At 67.2% G+C, this 23,543-nt stretch carries 19 protein-coding genes; 4 read left to right on the plus strand and 15 right to left on the minus strand.

The features are described 5' to 3' along the window. Positions 1-68: 68 nt before the first annotated feature. From F7R26_RS29120 to F7R26_RS29175, 12 genes are all read right to left on the minus strand, one after another. Entirely contained in the window at positions 69-1,496 is a 1,428-nt protein-coding gene (locus F7R26_RS29120; protein ID WP_416351344.1) for a DUF2252 domain-containing protein, read from the minus strand. Positions 1,497-1,560: 64 nt separating this feature from the next. Beyond that, complete coding sequence (locus F7R26_RS29125) at positions 1,561-2,436, minus strand: MipA/OmpV family protein (RefSeq protein WP_150985570.1); 876 nt, start codon at positions 2,434-2,436, stop codon at positions 1,561-1,563. A gap of 61 nt (positions 2,437-2,497) precedes the next feature. Then, complete coding sequence (locus F7R26_RS29130; RefSeq protein ID WP_170301845.1) at positions 2,498-3,880, minus strand: BatD family protein; 1,383 nt, start codon at positions 3,878-3,880, stop codon at positions 2,498-2,500. After that, positions 3,877-5,532, minus strand: a complete 1,656-nt coding sequence (locus F7R26_RS29135) for a VWA domain-containing protein (protein WP_150985572.1) — start codon at positions 5,530-5,532, stop codon at positions 3,877-3,879. The genes F7R26_RS29130 and F7R26_RS29135 overlap by 4 nt, the downstream gene beginning before the upstream one ends. Beyond that, entirely contained in the window at positions 5,533-6,567 is a 1,035-nt protein-coding gene (locus tag F7R26_RS29140; protein ID WP_150985573.1) for a vWA domain-containing protein, read from the minus strand. Beyond that, positions 6,554-7,108 (minus strand): DUF4381 domain-containing protein, encoded by a 555-nt coding sequence (locus F7R26_RS29145; protein ID WP_150985574.1) that lies wholly within the window; start codon positions 7,106-7,108, stop codon positions 6,554-6,556. The genes F7R26_RS29140 and F7R26_RS29145 overlap by 14 nt, the downstream gene beginning before the upstream one ends. A gap of 19 nt (positions 7,109-7,127) precedes the next feature. Then, entirely contained in the window at positions 7,128-8,129 is a 1,002-nt protein-coding gene (locus F7R26_RS29150; protein ID WP_241754572.1) for a DUF58 domain-containing protein, read from the minus strand. An 11-nt stretch (positions 8,130-8,140) separates the two neighbouring features. Further along, the gene (locus F7R26_RS29155) at positions 8,141-9,127 is read right to left on the minus strand and encodes an AAA family ATPase (protein WP_150985575.1); all 987 of its coding nucleotides are present in this window, start codon (positions 9,125-9,127) and stop codon (positions 8,141-8,143) included. Positions 9,128-9,234: 107 nt separating this feature from the next. Then, entirely contained in the window at positions 9,235-10,875 is a 1,641-nt protein-coding gene (locus tag F7R26_RS29160; protein WP_150985576.1) for an arylsulfatase, read from the minus strand. 77 nt (positions 10,876-10,952) lie between these two features. Then, a complete protein-coding gene (locus F7R26_RS29165; RefSeq protein WP_241754573.1) occupies positions 10,953-13,523 on the minus strand; it encodes a fused MFS/spermidine synthase in 2,571 nt (856 codons plus the stop codon). Positions 13,524-13,701: 178 nt separating this feature from the next. Continuing rightward, a complete protein-coding gene (locus F7R26_RS29170; protein ID WP_170301846.1) occupies positions 13,702-14,973 on the minus strand; it encodes a formylglycine-generating enzyme family protein in 1,272 nt (423 codons plus the stop codon). A gap of 156 nt (positions 14,974-15,129) precedes the next feature. Next, positions 15,130-15,930, minus strand: a complete 801-nt coding sequence (locus tag F7R26_RS29175; RefSeq protein WP_241754574.1) for a hypothetical protein — start codon at positions 15,928-15,930, stop codon at positions 15,130-15,132. Positions 15,931-16,159: 229 nt separating this feature from the next. Between F7R26_RS29175 and F7R26_RS29180 the strand changes: the two genes are divergently transcribed. Continuing rightward, on the plus strand, positions 16,160-17,353 hold the full coding sequence (locus tag F7R26_RS29180) for a BamA/TamA family outer membrane protein (protein ID WP_170301847.1): 1,194 nt from the start codon (positions 16,160-16,162) through the stop codon (positions 17,351-17,353). Between the two features lie 76 nt (positions 17,354-17,429). Continuing rightward, entirely contained in the window at positions 17,430-19,841 is a 2,412-nt protein-coding gene (locus tag F7R26_RS29185; protein WP_150985578.1) for a DUF3300 domain-containing protein, read from the plus strand. 77 nt (positions 19,842-19,918) lie between these two features. Here the strand turns inward: F7R26_RS29185 and F7R26_RS29190 are convergent, their stop codons facing one another. Beyond that, a complete protein-coding gene (locus F7R26_RS29190; RefSeq protein WP_241754575.1) occupies positions 19,919-20,452 on the minus strand; it encodes a hypothetical protein in 534 nt (177 codons plus the stop codon). A 548-nt stretch (positions 20,453-21,000) separates the two neighbouring features. On the opposite strand from F7R26_RS29190, the gene F7R26_RS29195 reads away from it, so the two are divergent. Beyond that, positions 21,001-21,393, plus strand: a complete 393-nt coding sequence (locus F7R26_RS29195) for a hypothetical protein (RefSeq protein WP_150985579.1) — start codon at positions 21,001-21,003, stop codon at positions 21,391-21,393. An 80-nt stretch (positions 21,394-21,473) separates the two neighbouring features. Here the strand turns inward: F7R26_RS29195 and F7R26_RS29200 are convergent, their stop codons facing one another. Beyond that, the gene (locus F7R26_RS29200; RefSeq protein ID WP_150985580.1) at positions 21,474-22,322 is read right to left on the minus strand and encodes a LysR substrate-binding domain-containing protein; all 849 of its coding nucleotides are present in this window, start codon (positions 22,320-22,322) and stop codon (positions 21,474-21,476) included. Positions 22,323-22,422: 100 nt separating this feature from the next. Between F7R26_RS29200 and F7R26_RS29205 the strand changes: the two genes are divergently transcribed. Beyond that, on the plus strand, positions 22,423-23,070 hold the full coding sequence (locus tag F7R26_RS29205) for a LysE family translocator (protein ID WP_150985633.1): 648 nt from the start codon (positions 22,423-22,425) through the stop codon (positions 23,068-23,070). Between the two features lie 58 nt (positions 23,071-23,128). Here F7R26_RS29205 and F7R26_RS29210 read toward each other — a convergent pair whose 3' ends face one another. After that, positions 23,129-23,479: a VOC family protein gene (locus F7R26_RS29210; protein WP_150985581.1), complete on the minus strand. Its 351-nt coding sequence runs from the start codon at positions 23,477-23,479 to the stop codon at positions 23,129-23,131. Positions 23,480-23,543: the final 64 nt, after the last annotated feature.

Genomic DNA, 23,543 nt, shown 5'->3' on the forward strand with positions numbered 1-23,543 from the left:
CGAGACGATATCTGTACCCGGGCGACCGGCATTTCCCCGGCGCGGCACCATGCCCGGCCTGCCCGCCCTTAGACGCGGAAGTCCGCCGCCATATCGGCATCCGTGCGCGCTTGCAGCCGGCCCGACCTGCATGCCGCGACGAACGTATCGTAGTCCTGCTCGACCTGGTCGGCATAGCCGTTGGAGTACGCCACGATGGCCTCGGCCATCGCGTCGCTGCTGCCCAGGTAGCCGCTGATCTCCAGCGCACTGCCGCTGGCTTTAGCGTGGGCGCGTGCCAGTATCCATCCGCACAGCGCCGCATATTCGCCCAGCAACTCGGCGTCCATCAGTTCGATCTGCGGCGATAGTTTCATGTCGCGCAGTTGCCGCAGGTAGAAGTGGCGGCCGAAGGGGCCGTCGTTCCAGCCCAGGAAGACATCGCTGGCGGCCTGCATCAGCCGCTGGCCTTCCACCACGCGCCGGCCCTCGTGCGCCACCGGAGCCGACTTGAAGTAGCGGGCAATCACCGACTGGTTGGCCTGCTTGCTTTGCAGGAAGAGCGGTTTGCCATGGTTGTCGATCATCAGGATGATCAGGCAACGGGTGCCGACGCTGCCCACCCCCACCACCTTGAACGCCACGTCGTGGCGCGTGAAATGGCTCAGCAACTGGCGCCGGTCCGGCGCCAGCGTGTTCAGGTATGCCTTGAACGCCTTGTCCAGCGCCCGCTCTTTGTTTTCGAGCGTCATCCAGTTGTCCTCGGGCGAAAACAGCGTGTTCGCGCCGCGGATATGGAAGACGGCCGGCGGTGCATCACGAATCGTCCAGCGCTCGCCAACCTGCTCCGACAGCTTGGGCAGCAGCGCCTCGCTGGTGCGGCTGGCCGCGCGCTCCATCCCGCGCTCCAGGCGTTTGCGGACCTGTGGGGAGGCCGCGTTGGCAATCAGGCGTTCGAAGGTAATGGCGTCATACCAGGTATCCAGGATGCCCATCTGCGAATACTCGGCCATGTGCTCCTGATAGCTGCGCACGACGCGATAGACCAGGTCGTCGGCCACGCCGCGCTTGTGGCGCAGGTGCCGCGCGGCAACCGTGAAGCTGGCGGCAAGCCGCTTCAGATCCCACTCCCACGGGCCAACGCTGGTCTCATCAAAATCGTTGAGGTCGAACAGCAGCGAGCGCTCCGGGCTGGCAAACCCGCCGAAATTGGCCAGGTGCGCATCGCCGCAGATCTGGATGGGCAGATCGGAGTTCGGCGTGCCGGCCAGGTCGTGTGCCTGCACGATGGCGCTGCCGCGATAGAAGGTAAACGGCGATTCGATCATGCGGCCGTAGCGCAGCGGCACCAGCCGCTCGACGCGCCCGGCGCTGTTGATCTCCAGCAACTCGACGGGATCCCGGTCGACATTGCCGATCGCCGCATGCGCACGGCGGGGCACATGCTTGCGAGTGACTTTGCCAGCCTCGCGGCGGGAGAGGATGTCTTCAGGGGTTTCTGCACGGGGTTTTTCCACAAGCGCTCCTTGGCAACTGACTCGGTTCTCTGCTGTATTTGCTGGTACGGATTGCGACGCTCGGCTATCTCCAAGCATAGGCCAGGCCCGCACCGTAAGTGATCTGGTTGCGCGTGCCGCGCTGCGTCACGATGGGGCTGTCGCCCGCGCTGCCGGAGAGCCGCTGCGCGTAGACCATGGCTCCGGCGTACCAGCTCTTGTCGATCTGGAAGATCAACCCCAGCCAGCCGGTGTATTGCTGCAGGCCGCCGCCGGGCGAATAGGCGGGCAGCCCGCTGCGCGCGGCGTCGTCCGGCGTGACCCCGTAGTAGGTCTGGTTGAAGCCGTGGCTAACCCAGCTGGCGCCCAGCCCCGCGCCGGCATAGACACGCGGGTGCAGCGGCACCCATGCGGTGCCGTTGAGGGAGGCACGCGCGCCGGTATAGACCACGCCGGCATTGGTGACCACGGCCACGTTGACGCGCAGGCGGTAAGGCACACGCCCCTCGTTCAGGAACTCATAACCGAGGAAGCCACCCGCTTCCGCCGTGGTCTTGATCTCGTGGACCTGGGAGACCACCGGGTCGTCGACATCCGAGCGCCCGAGCCTGAGCGCGACGGCAGGCCCCCACTGAAAACCGGTGACGCCGCCGAAGTTGTACTGCGCATAGGGCCCGTACCACTCGAACAGATGGCCACCCTGCGTGACATAGCGCAAGCCGGGCACCACGCCGATCATGCGGTCCTTGCCGCCGGCGTACTGCGTGGTCGAGCCAATGCCGCCGCCAACCATATTGGGCAGGGAGTTCGGCAAGTCCACCGGCGCAGCGCTGGCGTTGCCGGACATCAGCGAAAACGTCAGCGTGATCGCTAGGGCGATAGTTAGCGCGATCGGCTGTGGCAGCGCGGCGGCGCGCCGCCGACACGATGCAAGGAAGGTCTGCCGCGGCGATGGGTGCATGGTTGTAATGGGTGTAATGGATCAGGATGGATCGGTTTCACAAGGGGCTGGCCAAACATGGCTAGCTGCCGGGATTGAGCGGCGGCAACGGCGTCGCCGCGCGATGGCCAGGCCTGGCGGGTTCGTGAGCCAGCGCTGCCCGGGCCTCATTCAGCGCGTTGCCCAGCGCTGCCGGCGCGTCGCCCTGCCCGGCCATCGCGCCATAGCAGCCGGACAGCAGCTGCTCAGCCGCACTGGCAAACGCCGCGCTGCCGGCGGCGCGTTCGGCATTGCCCAGCGCCGCGGGCCGCCCAAGCACCGCGGGCGCCCGCCGTGCCACGCGGTCCAGCCAGGCATAGAGGCTGCCCATCAGTTCGCCGCGATCGCGGCCCCGCTGCGCGCGGCGCAGCCGCGCGAAGGCGGCGGCCTCGGACCCCGCGTACGCCAGCCGCCGCTGGCGGCGCCAGGCCCTAAAGCGCCCAAGCGCACGGATCAGCCGCGGCAACAGCAGCCATGCCGCCAGCGCCAGCACCAACAGCACCGCTGCCCAATAGGCGAGCCGCAGCGGATCCAGGCGCGCGTGGCGTGCCGTCGTCGCCGACAGGGGCTCGCCGGGAATGCCGACCGGCGGCTGGTAGCCGGTGTTGGCGGCGGCGGAAAACCGCAATGGCGGCACACTAGCCGTACGCAGCTTGCCGGCGCGGATATCCCACCATTGCACATCCACGCCAGGCAGCTCGTAGCGCCCGGGACGCTGCACCACATAGGTGGCAGCGTCCACCCGGCGCCCGCCAAGAAAGCCCTGCCGCTCCTGGCTGATGTCCTGCACGCGAGGCGCCCTGGGGTAGACCGCCAACCCGGACACCGGCGCAAACGGGGTGGGCGGCAGCAGCATGGCCTGCACGCCATCGGCGCTGATCTCGATGGTCCGCGTAAAGGCATCGCCCTCCTTGAGCGCGCGCAGGTCACGGTCGATGGACTGCGTCACGTCAAGCCGCGTGGTGCCGATGGCGTTCTCGGCCCCGGCCGGGCGCGGCACTGCCTTGACCTTCAGCTTCAGCGCCGGGGTGTGCACCGTGACCAACCCGCTCACCTGCCCGACCTGCAGCTTGAGTTCCAGCGGCGGAATGGCAATATCGCCACCGGCCTGGGGCGTGACGATGTAGGTACGCGAAACGCCAAACCACTTCACGCCCTGGATGTCTTCGCTCAGGTTGGTGGCGTCATCACCCGGCGGGCTGACGATAGCGCCGGGGAGTTCCAGCGGGGGAAAGACCGGCGCTTCGGTGAACCAGTTGGTGGTCAGCGCGTCCACCACCAGCTTGACGGGCTGCCCTTGTGCCACCGCGCCACCCGGCTCCAGGTGCGCGCGCGCCATCGATTTCGGCGCATCGGCCAGGGCCGGCAATGCGATCAGCAGGCTGAGCAAGGCGAGGATGGTGCCGTAGAGCAGCAGGCGTTTCATGGCGCGGCCTTGCCCGGCGCGGGTTGCCGTGCCTCGATCTGGAATTTCTGGCGCAGGAAATCCGCTGGCGAGATTTGCAGGTTGCGCATCCATAGCTCGGCGTTCTGCTGCCGCAAACGGCTTATGTCGACCTTTCCTTTCTTGCCGCCATCGTCCTTGTTGTCGAACTGGATCTGGTCCGGCGGCATGTCGGGTGCTTGCTCGCCATCGTCCTTCTTCTTTTTCTCCTGTTCGATGAGTGCCGCTACCAGCGCCCGGTTGGCGGTGGCCTGCGCAAAGCCGGGGCGCGCCTTGAGCGCATTGTCGTAGGCCGACAGCGCGCGCGGATAGTCCTTGAGCTGCGCATAGCAGTTACCCATCATGAAGAAGGCGTCCGGCGTGGCGAGGCTGGCAAACGCCGTCAGCGCGCCCGCGTAGTCGCCCGCGCGGTAGCTGGCCCAGCCGCGCCACATCGGGTCCTGGAAATGCGTCTGTGCGGCGGTGAAGTCGCCGTGCTCGAACTGCCAGCGGCCCTGCTGGTCGGGCGTGAGGAAGGCATCCAGGAATGCCGCCTTGACCAATGCCTTGACCGATGTCTTGACTGACGCCATGGTGGGCGCCGCCGGCGCCGCCACTGCCGGGCGCGGTGCCTGCGCAAGCAGGGCCAGCAGCAGCGCCGGCAGCCAGCGCACCACCCAGCCGCGCCGGAACCAGAAGCCGGCCAGCAACGCGATGGGGATGGTGAGGACATAGCCCCCCTCTTTCCATCGGACCTCGGCGTTTTTCTCCTGCGCGGCCTCCATATTGCGCACGGCGCGCCGCTGAACCCAGCGCACATCGCCGTCGTCCAACGTCAGGCTGGCCAGCGGGATATCGGCGTCGGACGAGAGCGCCTTGAGCCCCGCCTGGTCCAGCTGGCCCCGCACCGGGCGGCCTTGCTGATCGGTGGCCACGCGGCCATCGGCGGTGCGGATCGGCCCGCCCTGGGTGGTGCCCGCGGCCAGCACCAACAGCTGTACATCGCTGTTGCGGGCATGCGCGGCAAAGCCGGGAATCTGCGCGCGATCAAAGCCATCGGTGATGAACAGCACGGTGCCCGCGGCCGACTCACGTCCCAGCAGGCTGTCGGCGAGCGCCAGCGCGGCGGCGGCGTTCTTGCCGGCGCGCGGCATCATGCCAGTATCCAGCGCGGCCAGGTACAAGTCCATGAACTGCGGGTCGTCGGTCGGAGGCACCACCATGTGCGCGGAGCCGGCGTACACCACCAGCCCGGTGCGCGAGCCGGCGCGCAATTGCATCAGGTCGCGCACCTTCTGCTTGCTGCGCTCCAGCCGCGTCGGCGCCAGGTCTACCGCGTCCATGCTGCGCGAAAGATCAATGGCAATCACCATCGGCGCCTTGTCCTCGGTAAAGGGCGGGGGCTCGCGCTCCCAGGCCGGGCCGGCCGCCGCCAGACCGGTCAGGACCAGCACGGCGCATGCGCCGTGCACCGGCCGCAGGCGCCAGCCGCGCCCGCCGTCCACGATCAGCCGCGCCAGCAGATGCGGGGCAATCACGCCCTGCCACCGGCGGCGCGGGTCCGACAGCCAGTGCCAGGCGAGCACGATCATCAGCGCCGCCGGTATCAGCAGCAGCCACAGGGGGCGCAGGAAATGGAATGCGGAGAGATCCATTCAATGCCCCGGTTCCGCCACGGTGGCGGGCGCCGGCGCCACCAGCGGCTGCCGCCGTGGGCGGCGCGCAGCGGTCAGCAGCAGCATGATCGCGTGGTAGAGCAGCAGCAGCACGCCCACCGCGGCAAGCGGGAGGTAGAACAGATCGCGCTTGGGCTGGTGCGACTGCCGCTTTACCTTGACCGGCGTGATGCGGTCGAGCGTTGCATAGATGGCCTCCAGCCCGGCCAGGTCTTCGCCACGGAAGGCGCGGCCACCGGTCATGCTGGCGATCTTCTGCAACGCACCGAGATCGACCTTGTTCTCGCCAGTCGCGTTGACATCGCCGATGCCAATGGTATGAATGATCAGGCCTTTGTCCTTGGCGACCTGCGCGGCCTGCTCTGGCGGCACCTTGCTGGCGGTGTCGTTGCCATCGGTCAGCAGGATCAGCACCTTTTCCTGGGCGGGCGACTGACCGGTCATGCGCACGCCCACCCCGATGGCGTCTCCGATAGCCGTCTGCGGGCCGGCCATGCCAATCTGCACCTCGGCAAGCAACGCCTTGACGCTGCCGTGATCCATGGTGAGCGGCGCCTGCGGGAACGCTGCCGCGCCGAACACGATCAGGCCGATGCGGTCCTCCTTGCGGCGGTCGATAAACGTGTTGACCACCTGCTTGACCGCGGCCAGCCGGTCCACGCGGTGGCCGTCGGCTCGCGCGAAATCCCTGGCCTCCATCGATTGCGACAGGTCGATGGCCAGCATCAGGTCGCGCGCCGGCTCCGTGCGCTCGATTGGCGGGTCGACCCATACCGGCTTGGCCAGCGCGGCCACCACCAGCGCCCAGCACAACGGCGCCAGCAGGCGCTGCACCCAATTGCGGCGCATCACCACCGCGCCCTCGGATGGCCGCAGGCCGGAGCGTTCGGCCATTTCCTCGAAGAACGGCACGCGCACCGCAGGCATGGTCTCCCGGTAAGCCGGCAGCCACAGCCAGACCAGGACCGGCAGGAGCAAGGCCAGCGCGGCCCACGGATGGTCAAAGGTGAGCATGGTGCTGTCCGATCCAGGCGCGCAGTAGCGCGATCAGCGCCGTGACCTCGGCGGCGGGTGGCGGGCGCTGGCCGTAAGCCAGCTCCGGCAGCAGCCGCCCGGGGCCGCTGGTAAAGCTGCCGGCGCGCCAGGTGCCATCGAGGTAATCCAGCCACGCCTGCGCGGACAGGCTTGCCACCTGCGTGCGCGGCGCGAACGCCAGCACCACGCGTTTGACCAGCGCCGGCAAGGCGGCAAGCACCTCGCGGCGGCTGGCGTCGCTGCCCGCGGCCGTGAGGCCGGCCTCGATGCGCGCCAGCTCGGCGAACGCGTCGCGGCGGTAGCGGTTTGCCTGATGGCGCCTCCAGGCACGCCAGGCCAGCAGCGCGGCCAGCGCCAGCAGCAAGGTGGCTAGCACGGCCCAGCCCCAGGTCTGGGGCAGATAGGAAACCGGTGGCGGCAAGGGGATTTCCTGCAGCTTGGCCAAGGTGCCGGCAGCATCGGCTGTGCCGGCAGCGGGCCGCGCGGCATCGGTGGCGTAGGCGTGGGTCAGGTCTGCCATGGGGTGTGCGCCGGACGGCTTAATATCGCCCGGGCGCTTTGCCGCGCGGCGCCAGGCGTCCCAGGAAATGCCGCAACTGGGCCAGGGCCTCGCCCTGCGTATCGATCGGCATCATCGGCACGCCGCTGCGCTTGAGCAGCTCGGTGACATCATGCAGGCGGCCGGTAAAAAAAGATTCGATCGGCTCGCGCGTGGTCTTGTTGCCCATATCGAGCTCCACCTGCAGCTGCCCTTCCGTCACAACCATGCGTCCCGTGTGGTGCGGCACCGCCTGGAACAGCGGATCGAACACCATCGCCGCGATCACGCTGTTGTGGCCCGAGAGCTGGCGCAGCAGGTCCTGGGTCCGCTGGCCGGCGCCGGCGAAGTCGCTGACCACGCAGACCAGGTGGTCATGCCCGGCCAGTTGCAAGGCGCGCTCCAGCGCGCGGTCTAGCTGCCCGTAGACCGGCCGTGCTGCGCTGTCGGCGTGCAGTGCCTGGTTCATCCGCACGATGGCGCCCAGCACGGCTTGCACGCGGGCACGGCTGCGCAGCGGACGGATCAGCGTGGCTTCACTGTCGTTGAACACCACGGCGCCCACGCGGTCGCCCGCCTGCAGCGCCATCCACGCGCACAGCGCGGCAAACTCCGCGGCCAGCACGGACTTCATCGCGCGCCTGGAGCCGAAGAACATCGGCATGCGCTGGTCCACCACCAGCAGCACCGGCAGGTCGCGCTCCTCGGTGTAGACGCGCACCAGCGGCCTGCCCGTGCGAAGCGAGGCCTTCCAGTCCAGGTGGCGGATATCGTCACCCTGCTGGTAGCCGCGCAGCTCCTCGAAGTTCAGGCCACGCCCGCGGATGCGCGAGCCATGCTTGCCCGAGAGCACACTGGCATGCGGCTGGCGCATGGTGAAGCCCAGGTCGCGCACGGCAAGCTCCAGCCGCGCCAGGTGCGCGGCGTCGACCCACACGGTGCCGAGCTCGCTCGCCCGCATGGGCCTGCTGGCCGGGTTGGCTACGCGGGTTCCCACCGGCATCGCGGGGGCCCCTATGCCGGCACGGCCACGACTTCGACCAGTTTGTTGACCACCGCGTCGGCATCCAGCCCGTCGGCGCTGGCGTCGTAAGAGAGTATCAAGCGGTGCCGCAGGGTGGGCAGCGCCATGGCGCGCACATCGTCCGGGGTAACGTGATCACGCCCCGCCAGCCAGGCGTTGGCACGGGCCGCACGGTCCAGCGCGATGCCGCCGCGCGGGCTGGCCCCGAGCGCGATCCATTTCGCCAGCTCGGCATCAAAGCGGGCCGGTGTGCGGCTGGCATTGACGAGATCGATGATATAGCGGTCGATCGCGTCGGCCACGTGGATGCCGTGGATTTCCTCTCGCGCGGCGAAGATCGCGGCTTGCGGCACCTTGGCTTGTGCCTCGTGCGGCGTTGCGCGAGCGCCGGTGCTGCCGATCTCCTCGCCGCGCACCAGCCGCAGCACATCGCGCTCATCGCCGGCGGCGGGATAGGTGATCAGCACCTTCATCAGGAAGCGGTCCATCTGCGCCTCGGGCAACGGATAAGTGCCCTCTTGCTCGATGGGGTTTTGCGTGGCCAGCACCATGAACAGCGCGGGCATGGGGTGGGTGGTGCCGCCGACAGAAACCTGGCGCTCCTCCATGGCTTCGAGCAGCGCGGATTGCACCTTGGCCGGTGCGCGGTTGATTTCATCGGCGAGGATCAGGTTGCCGAACACGGGGCCCGGCTGGAAACGCAAACTGTTCTTGCCCGCGTCCTGGTACAGGATGTCCGAGCCGGTGATGTCGGCGGGCAGCAGGTCCGGCGTGAACTGGATGCGGCGCATCTGCGCGTCCAGGCTCGCGGCCACGCTCTTGACCATGCGCGTCTTGGCCAGCCCCGGCACGCTTTCCAGCAGCAGGTGGCCGTTGGCCAGGAGGCCGATGACGATCTGGCGGATGACGTCGCCCTGGCCTTTGATGGAGCGCTCCACATGCTGCTGCAGGGCGGCGATCGCCTCTCTGGGACTCATTGTGCGGACCTCTGGATCCCTGGCCTGCTGGCCGGGGTATATCGAGAAACTGGCCCGCCAGCAGGAGCGGCGGGCCAGTTCGTTGCTTCCTTGCGCAATGCCAATGGCTACTTCTTGGGCGGCCTCAGCTTCTCGATGCGCTCATCCACGGACTTGCGCACCTGGTCCACGCTGAAGCTGGCCGGCTTCTGGCTCGGCGGGTAGGTGACGAAGGTCTCCAGGAATACCGTGGCCTTCATCGTAGCGATCTCCGTCAGGTAGGCATTCTTCGTGACCCAGTCGTAGTACTGATCCGAGACGACATCCGCGCGCTCGTAGGGATCCATGCGCAGGTTGAAGACCTTGGGGAGCCGCAGGCAGGTAAACGGATTGGCCCAGACCTGCATGCCGCCCGGAGCGCGCTGCTCGCAGAACACGACCTTCCAGTCCTTGTAGCGCATTGCGACCAGATCGCCATCGTCACTGAAGTAATAGAACTCTTCGCGCGCGCCCTTCGGACTTTTGCCGGTCAGGTAGTCAAGCTGGTTGTAGCCATCCAGATGCACCTTGAAGCTCTGTCCGGACGCTGGCGACCAGCCTTTGAGCAAGCGATCCTTGACCGTGGTGTCGCCCACAGCGGCCAACAGCGTCGGGAACCAGTCCAGCCCGGAGAACATCTCGGTGGACACTTCGCCCGGCTTGATATGGCCGGGCCATCGCACCATCGCCGGCACCCGGAACGCCCCTTCCCAGTTGGTGTCCTTCTCGCTGCGGAATGGCGTGGTTGCCGCGTCTGGCCAGGAGAACTGGTTCGGGCCATTGTCGGTGGTGTAGACCACAATGGTGTCCTTGGTGATCCCCAGGTCGTCCAGCGTCTTGAGCAGCTTGCCCACGTCCTCGTCGTGCTCCAGCATTCCATCGGCATACTCGTTGCCGGGCATGCCACTGCGGCCCTTCATCGAATCGCGCACATGGGTGAACAAGTGCATGCGGGTGGTGTTCATCCAGACAAAGAACGGCTTGTTGTCCTTAGCCTGCTTCTTGATGAACTCCTGCGCGGCGGCGGTGGTTTCGTCGTCGATGGTCTCCATGCGCTTGGTCGTCAGCGGGCCGGTGTCCTGGATCTTGCCGTCGGCGAACGAATGGATCACCCCGCGCGGCGAGAAGTTCTTCACGAACGGATCGTTCTTGTCCTTCGGCCAGTAGGGGCGCTCCGGCTCTTCCTCCGCATTCAGGTGGTAGAGGTTGCCGTAGAACTCGTCGAATCCATGCGCCGTCGGCAGGTACTCGTTCTTGTCGCCGAGGTGGTTCTTGCCGAACTGGCCGGTGGCATAGCCCTGCGCCTTGAGCGCCTGGGCAATGGTGATGTCGCCCTTCTGCAGGCCGACCGGCGCACCCGGCGCGCCGACCTTGCTCAGGCCCGTGCGCAGCGGCGTCTGTCCCGTGATGAAGGATGACCGGCCCGCCGTGCAGCTGTTCTCGGCGTAGTAGTCCGTGAACATCATGCCTTCCCTGGCGATGCGGTCGATGTTCGGCGTCTTGTAGCCGACCACGCCCTGGCTATAGGCGCTGATGTTGGTCTGTCCGATATCGTCGCCGAAGATCACCAGGATATTCGGCTTCCTGGCGGACCCGCCGCCAGACGCGCTGGCTGGCGCGTCCGCGGCCATGGTGGTGGTTGGCGCGGAAGCCAGCCAACCGGCGGCCGCGATCGGCACCGCCACGGCGAGCGCGATAGCCGCCCGCTTTAGTGAGCGATTGATTCGCATGTCTGCTTCTCCTCTATTGCCCGACCGCTGCCGGCGGCCCCGGTTTCTCAAATCCGTGTTCGCGGACGCTGCGTTGCTCAGTGCCGCATGCCGAGCATGCGGCGAAAGTACTGGTTGGCCTGGCCGCCCTGCATGGCCTGCCCGATCTCCGCCTGCCAGCGCTGGCGGTCGCCGGCGTAGGCGGCGAGCGAGGCCGCGTAGAAGTGCATCAACCGGCCGCGCTCCTGCGCGATATCCCCCAGCAAGGCAGGATCGGCGCCGCGCAGCGGCGGCGCTGCGTACAAGTCCAGCAGGGCCGGCAGCACGCGCGTGATCTCGTCGCGCCGCACCCAGCCTGCGTACTCGATCAACGGGCGGTCGTCCGTCACGGCGGGCGCGCCGGCGGCGTAGCGCTCCAGCCCTTCGCGCCCTGTCACCCAGGTGGCTAGCAGCGCGGCTGGCGAATTGATCCCCACCTCGCGCAGCGCGCCGGCCACCGTTGGCTGGTTGAAGCGCGCCTGGATACGCGCGGCGTCCAGCTCCAGCGGTGCGTCCGAGCCCACCAGCAACATCTCGTGCACCTCGGTGGTCCACAGCGAGGCATGCGGGAAGGCGTCGAGGAAGCTGCGCACCAGCGCGCGCGTGTCTTCGTCGTTCTGCGTGGCAATCGGCAGCCACTGGGCGAACAGCCCGCCCGGCTGCAGGCGGCTGCGCGCCAGCGCATAGAAATCGCGTGAATACAGGTTCACCACGCCGGCGGCCGATGGCGGCGGTGGCTCCAAGGTGATCAGGTCGTAGCGCTCGGCGCTGCGCAGCAGCTCGTGGCGGCCATCGCGCACGCGGATATCGGAGCGGGGATTGCGGCTCACGTCGTAGTTGCCCCGGAATTCGGGCACGGCGCGCACCACCGCCGGCAACAGCTCGGCCGTGACGCGGCGCTCCAACCCCGGGTACTGCGTCAGCGCGCCCGCGGTAATGCCCGTGCCAAGCGCGACCACCAGCGCCGAATGCGGCTCCCGGGTGTGGACCAGCAGCGGCAGCAAGGCCTGCAGCCGCATATAACGCAACGAGCCAATGGCATCGCCCGAGTTGGAAACACCCGAGATATACAAGCGGCGGAAGCTGGCGCCCGGCCTGCCCTGCTCGATCACGGCGACCGTGCCGCCGGGGCTTTCCTCATAGGAAACCAAGGTGCCGTCCTTGGCCTCGGCCAGCAGCCGCGCCAGGCGATCGGGCGGTGTCAGCACCCCGGCCACTGCCACGCACACGCCGATGCCCAGGGCGGCCGCGCACATGGCGGGCCGCACGCCAGGGCCGCGCAGCGCCGCCACCGTGCCTACCGTGGCCGCGGCGGCGGCAAGTATCCCAAGCGCGTGAACCAGGCCCAGCACCGGCACCAGCACGAAGCCGGTCAGGAAGGTGCCGGCGATGCCGCCCACGGTATTGAGCGCCAGCACAACGCCCATGTCGCGGCCGATATGGCCCGGCTCGGCGCACAAGCGCAATGCCGCGGGAAACGCGGCACCCAGCAGCACCGTGGGCGCAAACACCACGCACAGCCCCGCCAACGCAAAGCGCGCGCACATCGCCGCCAGCTCGCTGCCGGTGACATCCATGACCACGCCTGCGAGGCTCACCTGCCACTGGCCTAGCCAGTTTCCAAGTCCGGCCACCTGCAGCAGCGCGACCAGGCCCGCCAGGCCCACCAGCACGCCAAACACGCCCCACGGATCGCGCACGCGATCGGCAAAGCGCGCGTAGATGGCGCTGCCCACCACCAGGCCGCCAAGGTAGGTAGCCAGCACGATGGTGAAGGCGAAGCTGCGCGTGCTCATGAACTGCACGATGGTCTGCGACCAGACCACTTCGTAGCCAAGCGCAATGCCGCCAGCCACCGCGTAGAGTCCTACCGCAAGCCTCGCCCGCGCTTGCGGCGCGGCCGTGGCGGCAACGGGCGCTGCCGCCGCGGGAACGATTGCCCGCGGCGCGCTGGCGCGGCCAAGGGCGAATGCCGCTGCGGCCAGCGCCACGTTGACCAGCGCGGCGGCCATGGCCGCGCCGCGCACGCCAAACGACGGGATCAGGATGAAGGTGGTCAGCAACGCGCCTGCCATGGCGCCCAGCGTATTGGCGGCGTAAAGCCCGCCGCCAGCGCGCGCGATCTTGGCCGCCGACGGCGCGCATGCCGACATCAGCGCGGGCAGCGTGCCGCCCATCAGCAAGGCCGGCACCCCGATCAGCGCGAATGGCAGGCACCATGCCAGCAGGCCGGCGCCGCTCTCGATCGCGACGAACCACGGCGCCGCCTGTGCCAGGCCGAGCGTGGCGCCAAGCCCCAGCACGGCGATGCCCAGCTCCAGCGCGGCGTAGAACAGCAACGGCCGCGCCACCCTGTCAGCCAGCCTGCCCAGCACCCAGCCGCCGCAGGCCAGGCCCAGAAAGAAGGCGCTGACGCCAGTAGTGACGGCGTACACATCGACGCCGACGATCAGCGCTACCTGCTTGATCCACAGCACCTGGTAGACCAGCGCGCAAGCCCCCGAAGCGAAGAGCAAGGCCCCCAGCACCACGGCACGCTTGCCGGCGCCGGCGTGCGCCAGGCTCGCCTCGCGCGGCGCGGGCGGCGTGAGCGTGGCGATGGATGCGGTGCTTCCCCGGATTCGGCTCATTGCGCCTGGCTCCCGTGCCGGGATCTTGCCGCTGTCGTGCGCGAAGGCATCGATGCTCCTCCTGTGCAGCAGTTTGTCCGTTGCCGCCCCGGGCGCAGGGCGAAGGAATCCCCGCGCCCTTGCGCAGCGCCAGTTGAAATTGCCAATGGTTGTCTTTGTCGCGCGATGCGAACCGGGCTCAGCCGGGCCCGGCTGCGCCAGCGGTCGCCTGCGTCATCGCCTTGCCGTCCCTGGACTGCTGTTTCCACTGCGCGTCGTCCTCCACCAGGCGGAAGCCGAGATGCGACATGCTGTTGTATGGGTCCGTGCCGCGCCGCGCGCTCGGGCGATAGCTCAGGCAGTAGTCCTCGTTGCAAAGGAACGAGCCGCCGCGGGTGACGCGGCGCGGTGCGTCCGTCGGCACGCCCGGCTCCGAGGGGTCCCACGATTCGCCGGGGCCGGCCGGGTTGTCGATCAACCTGGCGGACACCGCCTCGCGCTTGAACTGGTCGGCGCGATACCAGTCGGCCACCCATTGCCAGGCGTTGCCGGTCATGTCCGACAGGCCATAGCCATTGGCGGGGAAGGTGCCCACGGGGCTGGTGCCAAGCGCCCCGCCTGCCTTGGCGCTGACCACGGGAAACGGCTGCACCTGCTGGCCCTGCCAGACGTTGGCCATCTGCCGGCCGTCCGGGGCAAACTGGTCGCCCCATCCATATGTGGCTTGCTCCAGCCCGCCGCGCGCGGCGAATTCCCATTCGGCTTCGGTCGGCAGGCGCTTGCCGGCCCATTTGGCGTAGGCCTGCGCGTCCTCATAGGACACCTGCACCACGGGGTGGTCGTCCTTGCCGATGATGTTGCTGTCGGGGCCGTTCGGATGCCGCCAATCAGCACCCGGCACATAGCGCCACCAGCGCGAGTAATCCTGCAGCGGCACCGGGCGGTTGGTGCCGACAAAAACCATGCCGCCGGCCACCATCGCGGAATCGGGCGGGCGCGGCGTGCCGGGTGGCAGTTGCACGCGCAATGTCTCCCACTCCGGCTTACGCTCCGCCGTGGTGACATAGCCAGTGGCCAGCACGAACGTGGCGAATTGCGCGTTGGTGACGTGGTGCCGGTCCATCCAGAAGCCGTGCACGCGCACCTTGTGTGCCGGACGCTCGTTGGCCTGCGCGAGCTTATGGTCGCTGCCCATCAGGAATTCGCCGCCCGGCACCCAGGCCATGTCCTTCGGGCCGGTCTTGCCATCGCCAAACACGGCCGTGGCCGGTACGTGCACGGCGCCACGCGCCTGCCACCACGCCGCGCCCCCGCCCACGGCTGCGCAAGCCAGCACCGCCGAGCCGATCAGCAACGCGCGGCGCCAGCGCGTGGGGGCTGCCGCCACCGGGGCCGTGCTCCTGGCCGCAGGCGCGACCCCGGCCAGCGCAGCGCGGCGCAATTGGTTGTCCTTCTCTCGACGGCGACTCATTGCTTTGTTCCGGAATAGGCAAGCCACGCCCCAAGCCGGCGCGTGCTCTTAGCATGGCAGAGCAAACCGGAATGAGAATTGAAAATTTTGGGGTCCGATGTTAGGGAATTGGTGGCCATCGCCGCCGTTGCGTCGTTCACCACGCTGCTTGCTCCCCTATTTGCCGAATGTCATGTTCAGTCCGGCAAACACCGTCCACTGTGGTTGCCCCGGACCGTGGTGCGCCACCGAGTACTGCGGTTCGATAAACGCATTCATGATGGTCTTGCCCTCTTTCCAGGCCTTGCCAACGCCGAGACCCACGGGGACGTAGTACGCGTCGTTTTGCAGGTTGAATGTCCACACCCCCGTGGAGCGCACGTACCAGCCGCCCGGGAAATTAAAGATGCCGAAAGGCTGGAAAGTCAGCGTCTGCACGGTCGGGCGCGCACTCTGCCCGGCAAAGGAATGCTGCCATTGGACCAAGGCGCCCAGCAGCCGCGCCGGGCTGGGATCCACCACCACCGCGGCCAGGCCAGCCTGCCATTTGCCCGTGCCGAGCTCCGGCGAAGTCGCCGTCGGCATGGTCAGCAGCGGCCCCACGCCGATCTGGGTGCCGTGTTCCTTGAGCAAGAAGATGTCGAAGATATTGATGTCGCCAAGGCCCGTGGTGTAGCTGCCATCGGCCTGCGGGCGTGTGCTCACCGGCACCGTGGCGCGCAGGATCTGCGGCACGCCCACCAGCTTGCCGGGCAGCACCGGGAGCGTGCCGCGCAGCAGGAAATCGTTGGTGTGCACGTTGGTGTCGTACACCCGTGGCGAGTAATAGTTCTGCAGGTTGAGCGAAGGCGCCGGATTAAGCGGGTTGTTGCTCTTGTTGGCGTCGTCCGCGGCAGATTGCGCGTGCAGCCCCGGCGCGACGCCTAGCGTCAAAGCGAGCATCGCGGCAGGGCCGCAGCGCAGCAAAGTGGTCCTCATCGTCTCGTTCCCCGCAATTCGGCCACTGGCCACCAGCCGAAGGACTCGGCTGGCGCATCAGTCACGCAGGGGCGATGCTGCCACAGCGTGCACGTAACCGGTATTCAGTCCTTTTCGTGCGCGATCTGAAAGTTTTTGCGTGGCGTCCGCGTCGCAGGGGGATGGCATAAGGTAGCGGGACGTGGCGGCGCCTGCCACGCAAAGCCGATCGCTTGCCCAACGCTTGCCCATGCCAATACCGAACCGGTTCTCTTGCGCGCCGACCATCCTTGTCATTGCCCTCATGGCGCTCAATGCGCCAACCGCACAGGCACAAGCAGCGCCGGCAGGCGACCAGGCGCCAGAGACGACAGCGAAGTCTGCAAAGAGCCTTAGCTTCACCGATCCGCAGGACGGCAAGTTTGACGCGAGCGACTACCTGCTCAACCACAAGGGCGCGCTGCCGGTGCCGACCCTCATCACCGAGCCTGCCGTCGGCTACGGCGGCGGCCTGGGGCTGGTGTTCTTCTCCGAATCGATGAAGGATGCAGCCGAGAAAGCGCAATCCACCGGCAAGGGCCCAGCCCCGCCCAACATCACTGCCGTGGGCGGCGCCTATACGGCAAACGGCACCTGGGGCGCCGGCGCCGCCCACTTCCATACCTGGGATGGCGACCGCTACCGTTACCTGGGCGCCATCGCCAAGGTCGACGCGCAGCTCGACTACTACGGCCTGTTGAACCAGGCGCGGGCCTATGCGCTGGAGGGACTGATGCTGGTGCAGCAGTTCATGGTGCGCCTGGGCGACTCCCGCTGGTACGTAGGGCCGCGCTACGTGCTGTTCGACTCAAAGGCCACCTTCAAGGGCCAGGTGGCCACCGAGCTGGGCGGCTTCGAGCGCGACCAGCGTATCGGCAAAGGCGGCCTGGTGGTCGACTACGACTCGCGCGACAACATCTTCTATCCCAGCCGTGGCAGCTACGCCGAGCTGGAAGCGCAGTTCGCGCGCGGCGGATTCGGCAGCACGCAGGCCTTCAATATGTACAACGCGCGGGGCTTTACCTGGCTGCCGCTGGCACGCACGTGGATCCTCGGGCTGCGTGCCGACGGCCGCTTCTCCACCGGCGACATCCCCTTCTATGCGCAGCCGTTCGTCGATCTGCGCGGCGTGTCAAAAGGACGCTACCAGGACCGCAACGCGCTCGCCACCGAGATGGAACTGCGCTGGGAGATGACCCCGCGCTGGTCGCTGCTGGGCTTCACCGGCGCGGGCAAGGCCTACGGCAAGTGGCACAGCTTTTCCGATGCAGCCACCGTGTACAGCGTGGGGGGCGGTTTTCGCTACCTGATTGCGCGCAAGCTGGGCCTGTCAATCGGCATCGACGTCGCCCATAGCAAGGACCAGAACGCTTTCTACGTGCAGGTGGGCAGCGCCTGGCACTGAGCCGCCGCGCCACCGTCACGGCCGCCGGCCACCAGGCTAGCCGCCTACTCCATTTCATCGACAAGGAGCCGCCCCCATGTCCAAGCCGACCACCACCTGCGCACGCAAGCCTGCGCCGCGCCTGCGCATCCTGCTGGCAGCCTGCTGCCTGGCGCTGGGCTTGCCCCCCGCGCAGGCGGCCAACCCGCCCAAGCCCACGGCGCCCCTGACCTGGCCGCGCAACTTCGACGCTGCGTCGCAGCATATCGAGATCTACCAGCCGCAGGTCGAACAGTGGGATGGCGACAAGCTATCCGGCCGCGCGGCGGTAGCCATCGGCGCCAAGGATGGCTCACCCACTTACGGCGTCGCGCATTTCGCCGCGCACGCCGATATCGACAAGACCTCTGGCCTGGTGCAGCTGCGCGACATCGAGTTCACCAGTGTCGAGGTCCCCACCAACCCCAACGCCGCCGACGCGGTGCGCACGGCCCTGGTGGCGCGCCTGCCCAAAGGCGGCATGACGGTGCCGCTCGATGAGCTGCAGGCCAGCTACGCCGTCGCGCAGGAGCAGGCCAAGGCGCCCGGCGTGCCGGTGAAGAACGATGCGCCGCAGATCGTGTTCGCCTCCACGCCCACCTTGCTGGCGATGGTGGATGGCGAGCCGGCCTGGCGCGACGTGAGCGGCACGCGCTACCAGCACGCGCTGAACAGCCGCGCGCTGCTGCTGCGCGACAACAGCGGCAAGCTCTACCTGCAGGCCGCAGGCTACTGGTACAGCGCCGCGGCGCTGGCCGGCCCCTGGACTGTGCTGGCCAGCCCGCCGCAAGCGCTAAGCGCCGCCGCGGCAAAGGCACAGGCCGGCGTCAAGGCCGACCCGATGCTGCCGGCCGACGGCAAGCGCGCCGCCAACCCGCCGGCGGTGCTGGTGTCCACCGTGCCCACCGAGCTGATCGTCATCGACGGCACGCCCAAGCTCGCGCCGGTGGCCGGCGTCGTGCTGCTGACAGTCACCAACACCGATCGCGCGGTGTTCGTCGATCCCAATTCCAACCGCTACTACGTGCTGATCTCCGGGCGCTGGTTCCGCGCGCCGGGCTTCGATGGTCCGTGGCAGTTCGTGCCAGGCAGCGAACTGCCGGCGGACTTCGCCAAGATCCCGCCGCAGGATCCCAAGGCCAACGTGCTGGTGTCGGTTCCGGGCACCCCGCAGGCACGCGAGGCGCAGATCGCCGCCAACATCCCGCAGACCGCGTCGGTGTCGCGCGCCAAGGCAACGATCACGGTCGCCTTCGACGGCGCGCCGCGCTTCACGCCCATTGCCGGCACCTCGCTGAACTACGCGGTAAACGCTGCCACGCCGGTGCTGCAGGTCGACGGCGAGCACTTCTACGCCGTGTCCAACGGCGTGTGGTTCGCCGCCACGGCGCCCACCGGCCCCTGGCGCGTTGCCACCGAAGTGCCTGGCGTGATCTACACCATCCCCACCAGTTCGCCGCTGCATTACGTCACCTATGTGCGCATCTACTCCGTGACGCCGGATACCGTGGTGGTCGGCTATACGCCGGGCTACATGGGCGTGGTGGTAGCCCCGGATGGCACCGTGGTCTATGGCACGGGCTACGTCTACCCGCCATACGTGGGCACCGTGTACTACGGCTATCCGCCCACCTACGGCTACGGCGCGGGCTTTGCGCTGGGCACCGCCGAAGGGTTCGCCTTCGGCTTCGCGGTGGGCGCGATCTGGGGCGCCGCCGCGCCTTACTGGGGCCCCTATTGGGGCGGCGGTTACTGGAACTACGTCAACGTCAACACGGCCAACTTCTACGGGCGCTGGGGCCAGGGCACCGTGACGCACGCCTCGGGCTACAACGCCTGGACTGGCACGCAATGGCGCGGCACCGCTGGCGCCGGCTACAACCCGGCCACCGGCGCACGCTACCAGGGCAGCCAGGGCGCCGCGTTCAACCCCTACAGCGGCAATGCGGCGGCAGGACGGCAAGGCTCGTTCTCGAACCCATCGACCGGGCGCAGCGGGGCCGGGCGCGGCGCAATCGCCGGCAACGCGTACACCGGCAACTACGCTGGCGCACGCCAGGTAGCGGGCTACAACGCACAGACCGGGCGCGCCGGCGCGGCCGAGATTGGCGTGGCCGGCAATACGCAGACCGGCCAGCACGAGGCAGCCGGCAAGGGCGTGGTGGTCAACCGGGACAAGGGCAATGCGGTGGCCTGGAACAATGGCGACGTGTATGCCGGGCACGACGGCAACGTCTACCAGCACACCCAGGACGGCGGCTGGCAAAAGCATACGCAGGGCGGCTGGGAGCCTGTGCAGGCCAGCCCGGATGTCACGGGACGGCTGGACCAGCAGCGCCAGGCGCGCGACGTGGGACAGGAACGGTTCGGGCAGGCGTCCCAGTCCCGCCAATGGAGCAGCGGCGGTGCGGGTGGCCGCAGCTTTGGCGGTGCCGGTGGCGGGCGGCGCATGGGCGGCTTTCACCGCTAGCCTGGCGCCACAATAAGCCAAAAGAAAAATCCCGCGGCCACGCAGCGCCGCGGGATCACTGTCGATGCCAGCGCGCCTTACGACTTCGGCGGCGACGTCACCACAATCGAGATGACCTCGCGATAGACGATCTTGGCCAGGCGGCCCGCCTTGAGCTTGCCCAGGTCGATGCCGGGATCCTGGACTTTCACCGTGCGCAGCGTCTCGCGCGGGCCACGGAAAGTCACGGTACGGTTCTTCGCATCGACCTTGGTGATCTCCGCCGTCACCGTGGTTGTGATCTCGCGCGCAAAGCCGGGCTTGTCGCCCTCGCCAGCGCGCGCGGTGCGCTCCACCGACTCCGCCAGCGCCGTGTCCTTGCTATCGACCGGCTCCAGCATGGTGACCACGGCCGCCGCGCGCGTCAGCGTGACCATGTCGCCCTTCTTGATCTGCTTGAAATTCTTGACTTCATCGCCACCGATCAGCTCGGCGACATTGCCGCGCGGGCCTTGCACCAGCACCGCCTTCGATTCCGGGTCGATCGAAACGATGCGCCCGGAGACCACGGTTTCCTCCGCCATGCCGACGGGGCCCGGCGGCGCGGCGTGGACGAGCGGTGCGAAAAGCATGGCCGCGCCAAGGAGGCTCAGCGCGTGCAGGGAACGGGAAATCAACCGACGATTAGGCATGGCTGTCCTGACAAGTGAAAAAGCGTGGATACGAAATAACTCGGAGGCCACCGGGGCACGCGGCACGCAGCGGTACTTCGGAGTTGAACATAGCGCGCAATGGCGCCGCGCGGCATGCCTGTTGAAAGATTTCATATCGGACGGGGTAGAAAGTGAAATCAGCCGAAAGTGCCGCCCGCCCCACCCATCCCGGACATCACGTTCGCCATGAGACTTAATTCACACGGCGAGATCTTTCACTTCAATTCGTGCCCGCGCTTCGCTAACGTCAGGCCGTCTGCCCAGCCTGCATTGGCCGGATTCATTTTCCTTAAGTCTCGGCGCGAACAGTCTGTATTGCCTTTTGCCAACGGCGTGGACTAAGTTAGCGGCAAGGTGGCAGGCCAGTCCTTCTGGCGCAGGCGACAGCATGCATTGTTTCAAGCACATTGTTGCCTGCTGCCGTGCCTTGCCCCCGCCGCTTACGACCTTCCGCCAAGGACCGCGCCATGACCCAGCACCCATTGCTCCGCACCACGCTACTCTGCGCCGCCCTGCTCGCCGCGCCGGCGCCCGCGCTCGCCTACCTGGACACCTTCATCAACGGCATGGTCATCGGCAACATGAGTCAGAAGGAATCCGCTTCGCTCGCCCAGAGCGTAGCCAAGGTGCTGAATGACGGCACCGATGGCACCATGGCGTCCTGGACGTCCCCGGCGGAAGCCAGGCGCAAGCCCATCGAAGGCCAGTTGACGCCACTGCGCAGCAAGACCGACAAGGGCCAGCCCTGCCGGCAACTGAAGATGCAGCTCAGGCGGGCGGACCAGGAAGACAACTGGACTGGCTGGTTCTGCAAGCAAAGTGACGGCCGCTGGCGCTCGCGCCAGGTCGCCGACGATTGAGCCATCACCCGCCACGGACTGACCTAGCCCCCTATATTCGCCGATGGACGCTTCACCATGCGTGATCGCTCAGGCTCTCCTCAGGTTCTCAATTCAACCAGGATCTGCTCAGCAAGATAATCGCAGGGAGGTCGCGCGGACCGGGAGCTGCGGGCGAGGACGATTTCGAGTTCGGCCAGTGGCGGCAAGCCATCGCTCTGGGATAGCTGAACAAGATGCCCGGGTACGCTGCATCTCGCCAGGGGGGCCACCGCAAGCCCCGCTTCGACCATGCTGACAAGGCCCAGCAGGCTCGGGCTCTCGTAGGACATGCGGTATTTGATGTTCTCCCGCTGCAGCGCGCTGATGGCATTGGCGCGCGCCGTGCTGCCATGGGCGAAAACGGCGATGGGCAGCGGGCGCTCGTTCCACACTTTCCTTACGGCCGACCCGACCCACACCATCGGCTCGAAGCGAATGAATTCGCCGGCGATGCCCTTGGCTCTGGTCAGGCATGCCAGGTCGAGCGTGTTGTCATTAAGCAAGGGCACGAGCGCACTGCTAGGCATGCCGATCACCCGGATTTCCACACGCGGGTGCGCCACCGCGAACTGCCTGAGGACCGACGGCAGCAACGATGACGCGTAGTCGTCAGGCACGCCGATGGTGACGCGCCCCTTCATCTCCGGGCGCACGATCGACGCCCACGCCTCCTCCCGCATCGCGAGCATGCGACGGCCATAGTCCAGCAGCGTCTTTCCCTCGGCGGTAATCGTCACGTGCCGCGTGGTCCGCACAAACAACGGCTTGCCAAGCGACTCCTCAAGCGCCTTGATCTGCATGCTCACCGCCGACGCGGACCGGTGTACGGTCTGCGCCCCCCGCGCAAACGATCCGGTGTCGGCAACCGCCACCACCATCTCGATGACGTCCAGATCGAGCTTTTTCATATTAATCAGAAAATCTGAACAAAAACCTCAGTTTAACCCGTTTTACTCGGCTACTCACCAGGTGGATACTGCAGTCGATGTCCACTGGGGAACCCCGAACATGCACGGTACGGAATCGATCTACGGATTTTTAGCGGTTGGGGGCATGCTAGCCGTGACGCCTGGCCCGAACATGGTCTACGTGATGTCACGCTCCATTGCGCAAGGACGCAAGGCCGGACTCGTGTCGCTGGCTGGCGTCATGCTCGGATACCTTTTCTATATGTTTGGCGCGGCGTTTGGCATCACGGCATTTTTCCTGAGCGTGCCCTACGCCAGCAGCATCCTGGGCACGGTGGGCGCGGCCTATCTGTTCTACCTGGCGTGGCAGGCCGTGAAGCCTGGCGGCCGCTCTCCGCTGGAAGTCCGCGACCTGCCGCACGAACGCCCTCGACGGCTGTTTGCGATGGGCGCCACCACCAGCCTGTTGAATCCCAAGCTGGCGATGACCTTCCTGTCAGTCCTGCCGCAGTTCATCAACTATCGGGACGGCAACGTCCTCGAGCAATCGCTCGTGCTCGGGTCCTCGTTGATTATCGCGTTCGCCACCGTCAACGGCGCCGTGGCGATCTGCTCTGGCAGCATGGCAACGCTCCTGTCCCGCCGGCCGGGACTCCTGCTGGCCCAGCGCTGGGCCATGGGCGCGGTTCTGCTTGTGCTGGGCGCGAACATGATGCTCGACGCCCGAAAGCTGGCGGGAATTGGCTGACTGTTGCGGTTGCCTGCCATTGTCAGCACACTCGCCCCCGCCGTGGCAGAACTGCGCGTCAGGTGTGAGCGAGCACATTGATCAGCTTGCCAAATGGGTCGCGAACATAGAAGCGCCGTACGCCCCAAGGTTCGTCGACCGGGCCGTACTCGATGGGAATCCCTGCCGCCTTCACACGCTCAAGTGCGGCGGCAATGTCGTCCACTTCGATTGATAAATCCGGCGTTGGCGTGTCCGATCCGCCTTGCGAAGCAAAACTGATCTGCACTGCCATCCTTTCCGGCGACCCGTACGTGGCAATCCAGCCATGATCCATCAACAGGTCGAGGCCAAATACGCTCCCGTAGAAGTCCTTGGCGTCGCTTACGGCTTGCGTGCTGATATTTGCAACGATGCGTTTGACTTTCATTGCGGCCTCAATAAGCGTGTGGAGGGAGATATGGCGGGACACTACCATGCGGCATCGGCCGCCC

Origin of the sequence: Cupriavidus basilensis, assembly GCF_008801925.2 — a bacterium.
GTDB lineage: Bacteria > Pseudomonadota > Gammaproteobacteria > Burkholderiales > Burkholderiaceae > Cupriavidus > Cupriavidus basilensis.